The following is a 15,029-nucleotide window of genomic DNA, read 5'->3' as shown; positions in this document are numbered from 1 at the left end:
TTAGCCACAAAGCACCATGGCACGAGCCGGATCAATAGCAATGAGTCCCGCCAATAGGGCATCCATCTCAGGCATCAGACGTGTTTTATCGGTTTCACTGCGACCCGCTTTCATGCGCAGTAGCTTCAGGCGACGAGCCTGCACTTCAAATAGCAAGGCTGGCTCCCAGTCCCTCAGTGTTAGCTGTGGGGCGCAAGCTGTCAGTTCACCCAGCAAATGCAGCGCCATGTCATTACGCCCATACTGCTCTGCGACTCGAGCCATTAGCAGACGTACCAACCAGCGGTGGCGTGGCGTGTCCATCCCCGGTCGGGACTGAAGCCAAGCGAGCGCGGCCTCGGGGCCTTCGCTGTCCCCCTTCTCCATCGCCTCAGGTTCCAATAACAGCACATCATCCCCCTGACCACCTGCCACCGATACCGTTTCATCACGAAACAGCAGCACATCCTCGTTCACTTTTTCGGCTATCCAGCCCGCGGTCACTTCGTCGGCAAACGGGGTGCCGTCATTCCAAGCTAGCCCTTCCAACCCAGGCAGGCGTTTGAGGAACAAACGCAGATCGGAAAGGACGGAGTCGGACCAGGTTTCCCATGGCTGCCCCGCGTGACTAAGCCCCTGCCAGAGATACCACTGGAGATCGAGCCAAAAATGGTTCACGCCTTCGCAGTACATCTGGCTGGCCTGCTCGACCAGTTCGGCCCAGTTTTTCTGTAGATATAAACGCTTTAACTGCGCCCGGTACTCGGGTTTTGGCGGTACCAGACGAGTACGCCCATGGCTGTCTAGCGGCGGGATTTGATCGACAGTATCCCAGCGCACGGTTTTCATCAGCCGGTGGGAAGCCAGCCAGCCCTGTGGTTGTTCGCTCAGCCAACGGGAAAGTAACTTTGCCTGATCGAGTAAATCACGCCCCGACTTCACAGCTGACAGTTGTGGCGAGTTACTCATACCTGAATCCTGCCCGCTGCTGTTCTGGGGGATCAACGCATCCATTCCACCAGAACGTGCTAGGCGATTTTCCAAAGCGCTACAGAGTCCGGCAAACGAGGGTTTATCGTTATCAGGCCAGTCAGCAACGGCGTTTGACAGCAGACTCACAGCGCCAGCGGTGAGACCGGTATCACTCCGATCTACCTCTGGCCAAAGTGTGAGGGTATCGAGTACTTTAGTGCTACTGAGCCACTCCAACGCGGCCTTACGGGCATTGGGCCGCTGCGGATGACAAAGCTTGCCATAGCGCAATAACATCGCCGCCAGCAGTAATAATCCCTCCACCAGCCCTTTCTCACCGTCGCGGTTCAGTCGGGCCTGTATGTACCAGGTCACAACCCGGATATCTTTTGCGCTGTCACAAAGTATCTTTTCCGCCAGCCTACAGAGTTGTTCCGAGTCGGTACCTGAGAGCTTATTGATTTCTTCACGCATCAGCTGGAAGTGATCGTCATACGCCGGGTCGCCGCCGGTTTCCTGCTCAGGGCTGATCGGGCGTAACCAATTATCCCAAAGTGACAGGGCATCGGTTGCCTGTGCGATAAGGCTCTGCTGCTTTTCTTGGTGGGGAGTACATGCCGTTAACAAGGCTTGTGGTGAGCTCATTCCATCTCCTCCATACCCGCATCAACGCTAAAAATCGTCATTGGTAACTTAAAACCCTGGAGCTTAAGTAGCGCTAGCGGCCCCTCGCCCAGCTCACTGCGCATCACAAATTTAAGTGGATTACCGTCTTGGCTTATCCACACCAATTGGGTACGACTACCATCAAGCGGCGTGATCAGAGCCTTATCCAGCAAACGGATGAAGCCCCAGTTCCCTTGGTTGTTTACGTACAATTGCATGCCACTGTTTACACTGCGCCAACTCAGGCTGACACCCGGATAATAGGTATTCCCCGGCCAGACGAAGCTCTGCCAGCTTTCCATTTGGTTGAAGTAGTCCAGATTCTGCTCGTCAAGGGTGAGTTGCATACGTGCCACATCACGTGTGGGTCGTGCCATTAATTCGAAATGAACGCCCGCATCACCTTGGGCAAAAACAATATCCGACAGTTCGGCCAACTGATTAATCGCCTTGAGGAAATCAGTGCTGACCACCATCCCCTGACTTGCTGAAGGATCAACCACCCAGCGATTCCCTTCCTGATGGAGAATACCGCCAAGGTTGGTTTTCAGGAACGTAGCGATACGACCGGAGTCACTGCGCAGGAACTGCGCCAGCAGCGGCAACGAAGCATCGCTGCCGCTAGCCTTAAACGGATAACGGCCGGCAAAAGCCTTGTTCCATTGATCAACAATGGTGGCCTGCCAGCGAGTATTCAGGCTTCCCGCCGCCGGAGCCAACACCTGCCGCCACGCCAAATCCAATGGTTGCACAAATAACGACTGACCGAAGCCACTCCACTCCTGTCCCAAACTGGCAGCAACCAGACTGCCGTAATCACGCGTGTCCGTCAGATCGATGGCTTTACCCTGAAAGACAGTCTGAGCCAGCATCTGTGCCATCGCCTGTGGATCAGGCGCACTAGTGACCTGCTGAAGCTTGAGCCGTACCTGTGTGACCCTGGCAAGCCAAGACTGGAAACTCAAGTTGCCGTTACTACCAGTACCTTCCTTGCCCTCAATCAATCCCATTAATGGGCCAAAGACTCCATCCAGTGGCCCTTTAGGGCCCTGAGCCTGTTCAATGAACTGTTTCGCATTCTTCTTCTGGCCGATTAGTTTCTTCGCTGAATCCACTATCGAATCAGCCAGCGCATCGCCTTTCTGTCCGGTTTTACCCTGCCAAGCCAGCGTATTCATCAGAGCTACCAGCGGTGATTGGCGTACATCGCCTATCAGGTTCAACTGGGCAATGGCTTCTGACAACGAGGTCGCATCTTGCCATTGAATGCTGTTGACCATATTCAGCCAAGCATTACCAAAATCGGAGAAATAGCGTTCTGTCAGTCGGGCTTTCAGGGCTTCCGGCGAGATATCACTACCCGATTGGTGGGTTTTGTCCGTCAGCACCCAGTCGATTTCATCGCGGCGGGTTTTCACCACCTCGTTAATCGCATCTTGTACCTGTTCTTCCCAAGCCTGACGGGTGAACATCCCCGGCACCACTTCTTCTGTATTGAACACCGTTGCGGCGTCAGTGTCGCCGGCCATGTCCGCCAGCGTGAGATCAGGCCAATTGCTGGCAATGCGTTTGAGCATGTCCTGATACAACCCGGACTCTGCATTACGCTGACCAATCTGCTTGAGCAGGATTTGCCGCACGGTGCTGATAAGTTCAACGTCAGACTTTATTTTCCATTCCGGATGTGACGGGAGGTTTTGTGCATAGAACCCCAGCAGTTTCGGCGCCAATTCCTGCCAGGTGCCCTCAGGTACCCCTTGACGCACAGGCCAAGTTGCCAGCACGTTTTTCGCCAACCATCCAGCATCAGCTTTATCTGGTCGAGACATCATCAAGTAGCTTTTCAACACATCGTATGCCTGTTGTGTGCCCTGCATACGGGCGTCACTGGCCGGAGGGAATTGCACAAAAGCATTCAACTGCTGCTTCAGATGTTCTGCGGTCGCATCCCGCATTAACAGCGCGTTATTTTTGGCATACAACGGCCAAAGCGCAACCAACGTGTCACGGTCCTGATTAAGGCCAAAACGGGTGTACCACGGTGCACCAGTCGCTTCACGGTTTTGCAAACGAGCGATGCCTTGCTGAAGCACAAGCTGGTTACGCAGACGCTCTGGCAAAGGTTGTTTCGTATCTGCGGCAAGGAGAGCGGTGTCCTGCGCCTGATAAATTTGTGCCCGGTTGACAGTCAAAGATAACAACGTACCGGCCCCCCACAACACAACCAGAGCAAGGAGCAGTAAGCGCAGCCCCTTTAACCAGTCGAAGGTAAGTTTTTTGGCACGGACCACACCGCAGTCGTCGATAATCGCTTTCCATGTCGGGGTATCGAGACGGGTATTGGGCACCGAAGCAGCGACAGCCAGTTCAGGGCTGAACATGACGCCTCGTAAGCGATAAGCGGCAGAACCTTGCATCAGCCCGCCGAGCAATAGGTTCAGGCTCGCTTTCAGGTCAGCTTGCAAACGAGAGGATAATTGCAGTAGCCAGTCGTGATAAGGGTTACTCAGTACCTGAGCCATCCCGGTCTGACGTAAGCGAGGAACCAGAGCGCCCAGGGTTGTGCTGGCTTCCTGCGGTGTCGCACCGGGGCCAAATATGACGCCAGTTGCGATTGCCTCGCGCCCCTCCTGATCACCGGTCTCTTTATCGGTGAGCCATAACCACACAGGAGCCTGCCAACCCAGTATGTTGTCGGCTTTCTGGCGGCTGCGTAAAAAAGCATCACGCTCACTATCGGATGGTAACGCGGTGGTATCGATTACCTGCACGATGCCATCCAGCGGGTAACCTGGCCGTATCTGTTGCAATGCGGCGAGGAACCCTGCATCTGGTTGTGATTGCGCATTTCCACCATAAATCAGGAGACTACCGTCACTCTCCTGCCATAAATCACGCACCAGCCCCGGTACAGCATTTTCAATATCATCATCTTCACCTTGAACCAGTAGGATGCGAATTTTGGTTTTCCAACGACGGCTATAGCGCAGGTTGAGGTGTTCGGTAACTGAAATTGCGTCAAACGTATCCGCGATCACATCAGTATGAAGTGTGTGAAGGCCTTCATTGGTACGAGCGGACTGCTGATTTTTCTGGAATGACAGCCGAACACCTGACTTCCCTATCCGGTCGAATATTTTTTCAACGAGCCATCCCAGAAGAATCAATACCGAAGCAATGGATAAACAGACGATCAGAAGACGGCTGTGATCCAGTGGCCCTATCCCGGTCCAGTCAACCATTTGTCTAGGCAGAGCCAGGAATAAAAAGCTGACGATCCCTGTCAAAAATAATAAAACAGCAACAATTGCCCCGATGAGAGTTTTTATTTTCACAATAGATCCTGATTAATCCCTGTTTTACCGGCAGGTGTGATACCAACAACCCAGATTTCTCCTGGGTTTGTTTCAGCGACGACAACCTGCGCACTACCTTGTAGAGCCATGCCTACGGCCAGGTTGATCGCAAGCCATGGCGCAGCCTTGCCGGTGTGACCCGTGGTCTGATCTACATCCCGGTTATCTTCCGTCATGCTGAATGTCAGCCCATTTTTTTCACAGGCTCCACTCCACGCTCCTCCTTGCGCCGGTGCACTGCCAGTCGTCCAGGCTCCCTTAACTTCTGCTGCAGGAATCAGGCTCCATAACAGTGCTCTGCCCAGCGTCTGGGAGAGCGTACCGATACTCCCTTTTTCAGGACGATGTAATTTAATGCTATCAGGGAAACCAGAGTGGTCACGGTTTAGCAAAAGTGTCCAAGTCATGGCCTCCCCTTCATTGTCCTCAGGGTGCGAACGAACGACTACACTCAGAGCAAGAAATACGGCAGGTTGCCTCCATATTTCATCCAACCAAAAGTCGTAGGCAGTAACCCCTTTCATGTTCAATAAACGAAAGGCTCTATCTGTTTGTATAGTAAGCGTATTGCGAATTTGCTCATCCACATTTGGAACACCACTAATGTCACAGTCAGCCATAAGCCAGCACGATACATCGGCAGGAATTTTAGCCAGCATCGGTTTGATTTGACTGGCGATCGTTTTCAGTCCGGCGTCAAGATCCTGAGATTGCCGATTATCATCAAAACCCAGTAATCGGGAATGACGAACGGGCATCCCCCCCGTTCGAGGGATCTGTATACTGAGCTGAGACTCTGCAGACTTAACAGCATTAAGTAATTTATCCGTACCACTACCGAGTTGTGTAATCATCCCGGTATGTAAAACTCTGGCAGCCCTTTGCCCCCGGGTCGTTTCCTCATTCAGTAACCGAGTTCTTTCTTTGTCCCATGACGCAGCCCAGACTTGATCGCACTTGTAACCAAACCGGCGAATGCTGAACAACAAACCCCAGAGGCAAAATGGCAAACCTGATGCCATAAACCAGAAGACAAAACCTGACCGCTCCTGCGTCCATAACCAGAAGGTCAGAGCGTTTCCCAAAACCATGAAAGTCCCGAGCAAATATAACCAACGACGGGTTGCTGGCCGGGGAATTCGGGGAGCTATATCAGGAATTGCATCCAGATAGATAGGCATAATTAACCAACCTTTGCAGCCGGAAAGGAGCTAATAAGTGTGCAGCCACAACCACATTTGTGACCCTGGAAAGCAACAGGGATACCGTTATCCAGATAGTCCGGGTTGCCTTCGATGATTTTTGTTGGTCCATGTCCGGATACCGGACAGGAAACTTCATCACCTTTACGGGCAACGCCCACTCCACCAAATTTCATTTTGTCAGAGCCAGTTAATACGGTTCCACCATGAGTGGTCTTATCACCTTTGCGAATAATTTGCAGCATTTGTGCCTCCATCAATATATTGTCAGGCCGAATAAAACATCCGGAATATTTATTTTCAGGGAATCAGGCATAACCCATGCAACGTTCTGGGTACCCTTCGAGGTTGAATATGAGAGAGAGAAAAGCAAACATAAACCACCTTTAATAGTTGCCAACCATAGAGAGTTTCTTAAATATTAAATAACTTCATATTCACTACTAAATTTTATAACTAAGGAAATTTCACTTGGTAACATGAACGTTTGCCGTTCTCCTCCGATACCTGATAAAAACCCATATGCCCAATACTGTACCTGCACTCATCGCCACAGGAGATTAGAGTTTGACCACATCACCAAACACCAGCTGTGCCCCGGACGATGCTAGTGTCATCGCAGTCAGTCCCCCCAGAATAATTTAACCTCCTGTTACTCACTGGATTAACATCATATAAAAGGCGAAGGAGTATTTTTTATCCCCTGCTACATTTGACCATATTCCTTTAAACTGCCCTTTTTCTAACAAACCATCAAACGTTTCTACTCCCTCAGGGACAGAGGCTGACAGAATTAATCCGTCACCGTCCCGACGACCAGTTACATTTATTTTTTTCTTCATTTTTTCATAAAAATAAAAACCATAAACATCATCAGCATTATATTCAAGGTGCAGGTCTATTCTGATTTCCTCGTTTAACTTCCCTATATAATTAATCGAGTTAGAACTTATATCACAATTACTTAAACAACCAATATCATTTAAGTTTATAGCATCAGTATCTTTACTATCAAGGGCGATTACAGAAAGCTGCTTTTTCATCTCCATTAATAATTTGTGATAGATAAAACAAGACGGTAATGCCTCCAATTAGTAGAACATGTATTTCTCAATAAAGGCACCAATGACTTTTTCATGCAGCTCAACAGAGCGTGAGAAGCAGATAGTTTTGCGAGTGAGTCTTTTGATGCGTGTACGCAGTGTCAGGTTGTTACGCTCAATACGCTGAGTGAATATTTTTCCGGTTAGATGCTTATCCTTCGGCACTTCTCTGCCATAACTACCCCAGTCATCGCTGGTTATCATTCCGATATTAAAAGGGGTGAGTAGAGCCAGTAGTTCACGGCAGGTTTCATCAGTACGGGGGCCAAATGTATAGGCCAGGACTCCGCCTGTTTTGGTGTTGTATGCATACCAGAGCCAATGCTGACGGGCTTTACTGCCGACAAAGCTCCATTTCTCATCGAGTTCGCAGATAAGTGCTACGTCAGCATGAGCAACCGGAGATGATGTTATTCGTCATGGCGCGAGTTTTTTAAAGTGCGAATGACGGTGTTAATGCCGATTTTCAGCGTCCTTGCGGTATCACGAACACTGGCACCGTTGAACGCCATTTCGGTGATCTGCTCTTTGACACCCGGCTTACGGGCTTCATAGGCATAAATGAGCAGAAACACGAGATGGCAGTCACGGCAGCGAAATCTGTCATTGCCTTTAGGGTTCTGACCGTGGCGGTAAACTTGAGCAGACTGACAACGGGGGCAATGAATCTTAACGCTGGCCATGAGAGGACCTCAAAAGCGAGTATTATACATCAAGTTCAACTAATTGGAGTCATTACCAATATTTCTATCATTATCTTTCACGAACAATGTAAAATACTTAACACCATCGAGATCATCCATCCCAGGTTTCAACTCATAATCGATTGCATAGGCATTTATAGCTATGGAAAATAAAAACATGATTAATGCACTAAAAAACCTCATTAAAAACCCCTTCATGTAAAAATCTTTCTAGATTATTAAACCGATCATCGTAGTATTAATCATATCGATTGACAACTCTTATTATCGAATATGACATTTCCTTAGTGACGACTTCGTCAGCACGAAAAAACCAACTGTAAAAAACAATAAAACCTCAAAGACAATTCACTCTCCCAAGGTATTAGACATGATCCATGCAACAAGAGGTATACCTTTTGCGTTGATATATCCGATGTTCACCCATTTATTATCAGGTGAAGTTTTTATTACTTTTACTTTATCACCTGGCACAAGATAAGCTTTAGCTTGACTGTTATTATTAGGCGAAGGGAATAAATACGTTTTCGCCTTAACCGTTACCGACACGTCAATACTGTTTAAATAATTAACAATGTAGTCAACAATTATTTTTTTTGATTCTCTATTTATCTTTACCAGCTGCTGGTAAGTGTTAATGTTTTCTTTATTTGGTGCATCACATCGCAAGTAACTCCTAACTGCATTTCCATCAAGTGATGATAAGTTATTTTCCATGCTTTTTATTGTGGGTCTTAGAGAAAGAAAATCAAATGTATCAGCTTCTGGTGAGTTTGAACTTATCAGTATATCTTCATTTTTTTTCCAATCATATCCACAAGCCTCTCCATCCCAGTCACTTATAAAACAGCCGTTTCTCATATCAACAACACTACAATGTGCTTTATCAGTATATTCTTTCTTTCCATCAGCAAATTCTACGTACCCTCCAGATATACTATTTACGACTAAATATTTCCCGGATGGTGATAATTTAGATGAGCCATCCTCAGTGAAATAACGACCTTTTATACTCAGATCAACCCTCTCTTTGCTGTCTTGAAACGATAACCCCCCCCAAGAATAAGGATCATAATGCTCTCCATTCTTTTTATCAGAGAAAATTATTTTTGTTCCAAAAGATGAGTTTATCATAACATCAGAAAAAACCACTGATGGGATAATCATAGATAAAAAAACAATAGTTCTAACGAAAAAATTTAATTTCATAACTTAGCCTTTAATGAGTTGAATCTATTTACTGAATCCGTCATCCTTCTAGTTAACTTGTACTCCTCCAGTAAATTACTTTCATTTTTATCAAAATCATTTCCCCACTGAGTTGGATCTCGATTTACTTTTGGATAAGTTTCGTAAAAGTTATCCATAGCTTTCTTGAAATCTTTCTTCACATAACCAGGTCTATTCACCGAGTGATCTAGGACAACAGCCCTTCCAAACTTACTCTTAACAAAATCGCTGATACTGGCATTAGAAGTTACAGCATTATTTTCTGCACTATGAAGTCTATCAATAAAATCTAACACCTGTAGATCAAGATACTCAGGAAGTGAAATTATTTTAAGTAATGCAGCAAGAGGTTTATTATGAACGACCTCCCCATATGTGGTTCTACTACTACCTTGCCTTATCAAAGTTTTCAACTCGGCGGAGGTTATTTTTTCACCACCAGTAAGTATGGTGTCGTTATAGTAAATAATTGCTGACGAACCTGTACCTTCAACAGTCCAACCACAGCTTACTGCATATTTACTGTATAATTCAAAATGTAAATCTCTAAATTTTGAAAACTGCGCGGATAATTCACCTTTTCCTCTAAGATCAACTACAGGAGTAGAATTAGGTTTAAAATAATCCTTTACTGTTTTCTGCATGGCACCAGCAGTAATTACTTCACTATCGTAGGATTGTATAGCATCCATATTCCCTTCATTTTCTGACATTGCAATCAGTATTTCTTTCTCATCTAAGGTTATTTTCTCTGTTGAAACAAGAAAATCCCAGCGAGAATAATTTTTCAGACTTATCTCCCCCTTATAAATCGGACCGTAAACCTCACCATATTTGGTAACTTTAAACTTATCAGCATATAAATTTTCGCACTCACATGATTGACTATAAAAAACATCAATAAACACCACCGGATGCATATGCCACGGTTCCGCTCCCAGTCCCGGCACGTCCTTCATCCACTTCATTTTCTCAATAAACGTTTCCAGATACGTTTTCCAGTGTGATGCATCGTTAGTCAGCGTATCGAGATAATTCTTCCACAATGGTTCATCCTTGCCGTAATACCACTCGCTGGCGTGTTTCGCGATAATACGCTGCAAACGGTCACGGTAAGAGACGTTCTGAATCGCCTGGAGATATTCTTCTTCCGAATAGTGGCCATCTTTATTACTGTCAATCTGCTCCAACAGACGTTGGTAGTTGTACTGGTTCAGGGCGTGGCTGGTACGGGTTTCTGCCTGCGCGGCTTGCTGCAATTGCTCCAGAATAACCTTCACAATGTTATCCGGTTGCAGGGTGCCGTTTATCAAGTCAAAGCTTGCCCCTGCCTTATCCAACGTCACAAAACCCCGGTCTGCCAGCGCATACTGCGATATTTTCTGAATGTCAGCAGCAGTCAGCCAGCCGCCCTCTTTGTGTATCTGGTAATACGCTGGTTGCCCGTCCTTTTCTTCCATCGGTACCTTTAAGCGCGTAACAATCCCCTGCGTCCGAGTTTTACGTGTGCTGTCCACCATCAGCCCTTCGGCATTTTTGATAAACAATGTCGCGCCTTCTGGGTACTTCACAAACGCCGGTTCTTCTTCGCCCACCTTCGCCGGGTTGGTGATAAATTTCGCCATGTCATCCAGACTCAGGCACTCAATATGCACCTGGTAACGTGAACGTTTGCCGTTCTCCTCCGGTAACTGATAAAAACCCATATGCCCAATGCTGTCACCGGCACTCATCGCCACAGGTGGTTCGGGTTTGACCACCGCACCAAACACCGGTTGTGCCCCAGACGATGCCGGTGTGACGGGAGTGAGACTGTCACCATCAGACACGACCCAAACACGGTCACCTTTTTTGTGTTTTTTCCCTTTAACATCCTGCCCCAGCGTGACCAGACTGAATGTATTCACAGTTTCCGTCTGAGGCGCATCCGACGTGCCCTTAACCGGGCGAGTGACCTGCTGTGCAGTATTTTCTGGCTCATAGCTCAGCGGGAACCCCACCGACAGCTCACCCGCCTTTTTTCTTTGCAGCACATCGTCACCGCTCAAGTAATACGACCAATTTGTACGGGCGGTGCAATTCACTTTACCTGGAGGTTGTGTACCATAAACGGGGGCGCATTTCGCCCACCAGGACGGGACGGGGGCTGACGATGCGGCTTTCAGGGAACCCTGGTCAGATACCGTCCAAATTTTGCTCCCCGCAGCCAAGGTTGCTCCCGCAGCGTTTTTCGTCTCCGTGGTAAGCGTTACCTCAGTGAACTGGCGACGGTCACTGGCTCGGGTAATGATATTGTCACTCAGGGTCAGACTGGTATCTTTAACCAACGAACCGGCAACAGTGCCTGCTTGTGTGTCGTCCACACTGGCGTAATATCGTTGAGAGCCTGCCGTCTTCCGGTCAAGCTCTCCCCCTTGTTGGCGGTAAGCGCTAAAAGGAGCCAGGTTCATGTACAGGGTATAAAACGTCAGTCCACTGTCTGCGGTATCGCCCGGCTGAAGAGTGTGCTTCACCAGCACAAATGACGTGGACAGATGCAAACTTTCATCACGCCACGTAATCGCGGTACTTTCATAATCTTTACACACACGAAAGGCGACAATCTCACCATCCGCCATACAACGAATGAACTGCTCCCCTTTGTAAGGGGTATTGTTGTAATACGCTTTCTCCACCTCACTGTCGGTGCTCAGCGCGCACCAGGGTATGGTGGCGTCCGTAATGTGAATACCGCCGTGCCACATCCCTTGACTGCCTACGAGATATTGCCCCGAACTTTCACCACTCAGTACGGACAACAGTGCTTCAGTAGAAGCAAACACCTGGCCCTTTTTATTCGACGGGACCGGATAACTGAATTTAGGTAGTTTTGCTGGCATAAATGACCTCCCTGTTATTCACTGACCCATTTGGCTGAATTTTTAGTGATGACCTTCACTTCGGTATTTTTAAAGTCCGGTGTTTCCAGAGGCAAACGACTACCTGCACCAGGTACTAGGTAGCCAGCCGTTTTCATAATGAAGTCACCGGACGAACCATGCTCTATCCCACTCTGGCTTAATTTCAGGTACGAACCACCACCGTTCAGCGTCAGGGTTTGCGGTGTACTGATAACGATTTCATCGTCACTGCTGGTCACCGTGATCTGCTGCCGTGCAAACAACGCCATGGTGTTGTGCTGCGCCTGCATTTCCACCGTCCCCTGATTCGCAACCAGCTTCGCACCCGCCTTATGTACAAACAACCCCAGCGCCTTTTCTACCGTCACCGACAGGTTTTTGACTGCGCCGATATCAAGGTGCTGGCCAGCGTTAATCATCGTGTTACCGGTGCTGGTCAGTTGAAGATGCTCGCCGGAGGTCAGTGCCACGCCTTGTGGTGCACTCGTCAGTAACACCGCAGACTGCAGGTTTTTCAGCCTGTCGCTCACCAGATTCAACTGCGTGCTGATATCTGACGTCAACGTCTGCGCCTTTTCTGCAGCTCCATTCAATGCCTGCATCTGGCTGTTGGCCTGGTTGAGTTGGTTAACAGCCGGCATCATCTCCAGCACCGGCCCTTGCGCTTTGGCCTGTTCATCTGCCGTCAGGAAAAGACCTTTGCCCGCTCGCACGGCGCCAAATTCGTCCGTGCGCAGCTCAAAACCCGTGCCCCGCTGTTCACGCTGAGCATTAACCAGATGCCCCAAGTTGAGCTGGCTTTTACCGTATTCCGTCGCCAGCTTGATATGCTCTTCCTGCCGCTTATCTTCCATACGCAGTTTGTTGTTCGTCGGCGTGCGCCAGAGATTACGTGTGTGGTTGTCGCTGGTGACATGGTCGGGGTGTTCAGAATCATGCTGCGCGTAGGCAATATACGGGCGGTCCGGGTCGCCGCTGTCAAACATCACCGAGACTTCTGTACCGTCGAGTAATGGCGCATGCCAGCCATAGGTATCACCCGCATAAGGTTTTGCCATCCGTAGCCACAGATAGGCATACCCCTGTTCGCGGCTGTGACGGTCAAAGTCCAGCTTCACCCGGTAACGTCCCTGCTCGTCCAAGTGCGCGTAGATGTCGTTTTTCTCACTACTCTCAACACGTGCGGGCAAAGAGCCGGAGATTATCGGTCGCTTGAGCAATGCCGGACGGAAGCAAACCGTTTCGCTGTAAGGAATGCCTTCAAACTCAAGCTGGAAGCTGTTTTTACGTGAACCACTAGTGCGAACAGTGGTGATGACAATGCCGTCTTTTACTGCATCCGGCAAGCCGCTGTCGGTTTCCAACACCTGCCCGGGGGCCAGATGAGGACGGGAGGAGCGTCCACTGACGCGGTATTGCGCATTCAGAATACGTTCATGACGCAGTCGGGCAAAATACGCTCCGGTTTCCGGACTCTCGGTATCCCCTTCTGACAGAAACGGCTCCGCATAATGGTAGGTCTCGCCGGCGGTGATGCCTTCCTTGCCACTGAGACTTTCCGCGCTGTCCTGCGGTATCAGCGCCTGACGGTAGTTGTAATCCCGCGTCGCAACACTGCCACTGACGACGTTGTATGCCGTATGAATACCCCAGAGACTTTCCTGCCCACTGTCACTCATCCCGGCCGGGTTACGCAGCGGCACGGTCACACCAAACTGGTACTGTTCCTGACTGTCTTGGAATATCACCACATCTTGCTCTCGGCGGCTGTCCATCTCAAAGCGCCAGAAAATACCCACTTCCGCCAGCAGACGCTGAACAAACGCCAAGTCGGTTTCCCGCCACTGAGTCATCAGCTCCCGCGCCGGATAGTCACGTGACAGACGAAATTCAAAGTCTGGCCCTTCCAGCCCATGCTTACGCAGCACCTGCTCCACAACGTCAATAACAGACTGATTGAGGAAAACCTCACTACCCTTAGTCCGTGCCAGCAGAGCGATACGCGGCACCAAGGTCAGTGCATAAACGGTGTCTTCTTTCGAAGTGGACACCCGGCGGAACGATTCAACGAGGCCGAAGACGGTACGCACCGGCACGGCAGGTGCACCGGTAAACATCGGCGTCTGGAGCGTGAACGAGCCGGGTTTCAGCAGCAAGGTATCGCAAACAATATCCGGCGAAGAACAGGTGACAGACACCTCATAACGCCAAGGTTGACTGAGAGACTCAACCGCGCTGAAACGCAGCACATCCAGAAAATCCGCGCAGCCATGCACATCCATCCGATAGCGTGACTGACCCAGTAATTGCTTTACCAGACTGGCAGCGTTATTTATCGAGGGTTCATTCATTGATGTTTTCCTTTACATTATTAATTAAAGGTCAGCAATCTTTTTTCCTACGAAAATTACGCTGCAAACCTAAGTCAACATTTAATTACTGTTATTGCTCAAAAAACTAACTCTATCCCTAGTCATTGCTGTCTGACACTCTAGTATTTTAATTCGTGCATCAATGACAACTGACTCCAAATTCGCATCACTTATCTTTCCACATTTAGTTGTTTTTTTTGACTCAGCTTAATTGGGTCACCTTCATCGAATTTCTAATTGCATCAGGTAATTTTTTCCAGATAGCATTTAAATGCGCGTCAACTTCATCATATTCGTCCCTTGCTGACTCCAGATTCTGTAAATTAATCTCATTAATCAGTCTGTCTTTACTAACCGCAACCCAAGCTGATTTATACAAAACACCAGAAACATCACCTAATCCACTAACAGTGATATCCTTTTTATTATCTGCAAGCTTTAACTTATAAGGATAATTTTCCCAAAGAAGCCCACCATTAATGAAAGTACCCTTTCCTTTTGTGAGATCATAAAAAACATAAGGTATTTTTGTCAGCGCACTCAGT

At 48.5% G+C, this 15,029-nt stretch carries 9 protein-coding genes; all 9 read right to left on the bottom strand.

Annotation, left to right across the window (positions count from 1 at the left end):
- Positions 1 to 1,596: a type VI secretion system protein TssA gene (gene tssA, locus AC3ISQ_RS05645; protein ID WP_489351321.1), complete on the bottom strand. Its 1,596-nt coding sequence runs from the start codon at positions 1,594 to 1,596 to the stop codon at positions 1 to 3.
- Entirely contained in the window at positions 1,593 to 4,952 is a 3,360-nt protein-coding gene (locus AC3ISQ_RS05640) for an ImcF-related family protein (RefSeq protein WP_489351319.1), read from the bottom strand. Before AC3ISQ_RS05640 ends, tssA begins: the two co-directional genes overlap by 4 nt.
- Positions 4,949 to 6,154, bottom strand: a complete 1,206-nt coding sequence (locus tag AC3ISQ_RS05635; RefSeq protein WP_489351317.1) for a hypothetical protein — start codon at positions 6,152 to 6,154, stop codon at positions 4,949 to 4,951. The genes AC3ISQ_RS05640 and AC3ISQ_RS05635 overlap by 4 nt, the downstream gene beginning before the upstream one ends.
- 2 nt (positions 6,155 to 6,156) lie before the next feature.
- On the bottom strand, positions 6,157 to 6,420 hold the full coding sequence (locus AC3ISQ_RS05630) for a PAAR domain-containing protein (protein WP_489351315.1): 264 nt from the start codon (positions 6,418 to 6,420) through the stop codon (positions 6,157 to 6,159).
- Between the two features lie 411 nt (positions 6,421 to 6,831).
- Positions 6,832 to 7,218, bottom strand: coding sequence for a hypothetical protein (locus tag AC3ISQ_RS05625; protein ID WP_489351313.1), 387 nt, complete (start codon positions 7,216 to 7,218; stop codon positions 6,832 to 6,834).
- Between the two features lie 48 nt (positions 7,219 to 7,266).
- Positions 7,267 to 7,961, bottom strand: a protein-coding gene (locus tag AC3ISQ_RS05620) for an IS1 family transposase (RefSeq protein ID WP_489351311.1) whose coding sequence is annotated in 2 segments (ribosomal slippage) — positions 7,267 to 7,697 and positions 7,697 to 7,961 — 696 coding nt in all. Because the reading frame shifts where the segments join, the coding sequence is not laid out codon by codon here.
- A gap of 369 nt (positions 7,962 to 8,330) precedes the next feature.
- On the bottom strand, positions 8,331 to 9,191 hold the full coding sequence (locus AC3ISQ_RS05615) for a hypothetical protein (RefSeq protein WP_489351310.1): 861 nt from the start codon (positions 9,189 to 9,191) through the stop codon (positions 8,331 to 8,333).
- On the bottom strand, positions 9,188 to 12,091 hold the full coding sequence (locus tag AC3ISQ_RS05610; RefSeq protein ID WP_489351308.1) for a hypothetical protein: 2,904 nt from the start codon (positions 12,089 to 12,091) through the stop codon (positions 9,188 to 9,190). Before AC3ISQ_RS05610 ends, AC3ISQ_RS05615 begins: the two co-directional genes overlap by 4 nt.
- A 14-nt stretch (positions 12,092 to 12,105) precedes the next feature.
- On the bottom strand, positions 12,106 to 14,463 hold the full coding sequence (locus AC3ISQ_RS05605) for a type VI secretion system Vgr family protein (protein WP_489351306.1): 2,358 nt from the start codon (positions 14,461 to 14,463) through the stop codon (positions 12,106 to 12,108).
- Positions 14,464 to 15,029: the final 566 nt, after the last annotated feature.

Source organism: Serratia sp. KH_031 (assembly GCF_057839655.1).
Note: the sequence above shows the minus strand (reverse complement) of the source record. Positions and strands in the feature narration are given on the sequence as shown.

Coding starts and splice junctions, on each gene's coding strand:
- AC3ISQ_RS05630 (WP_489351315.1), bottom strand. CDS start 6,420: ATGCTGCAAATTATTCGCAAAGGTGATAAGACCACTCATGGTGGAACC.
- AC3ISQ_RS05610 (WP_489351308.1), bottom strand. CDS start 12,091: ATGCCAGCAAAACTACCTAAATTCAGTTATCCGGTCCCGTCGAATAAA.
- AC3ISQ_RS05625 (WP_489351313.1), bottom strand. CDS start 7,218: ATGAAAAAGCAGCTTTCTGTAATCGCCCTTGATAGTAAAGATACTGAT.
- AC3ISQ_RS05615 (WP_489351310.1), bottom strand. CDS start 9,191: ATGAAATTAAATTTTTTCGTTAGAACTATTGTTTTTTTATCTATGATT.
- AC3ISQ_RS05635 (WP_489351317.1), bottom strand. CDS start 6,154: ATGCCTATCTATCTGGATGCAATTCCTGATATAGCTCCCCGAATTCCC.
- tssA (WP_489351321.1), bottom strand. CDS start 1,596: ATGAGCTCACCACAAGCCTTGTTAACGGCATGTACTCCCCACCAAGAA.
- AC3ISQ_RS05605 (WP_489351306.1), bottom strand. CDS start 14,463: ATGAATGAACCCTCGATAAATAACGCTGCCAGTCTGGTAAAGCAATTA.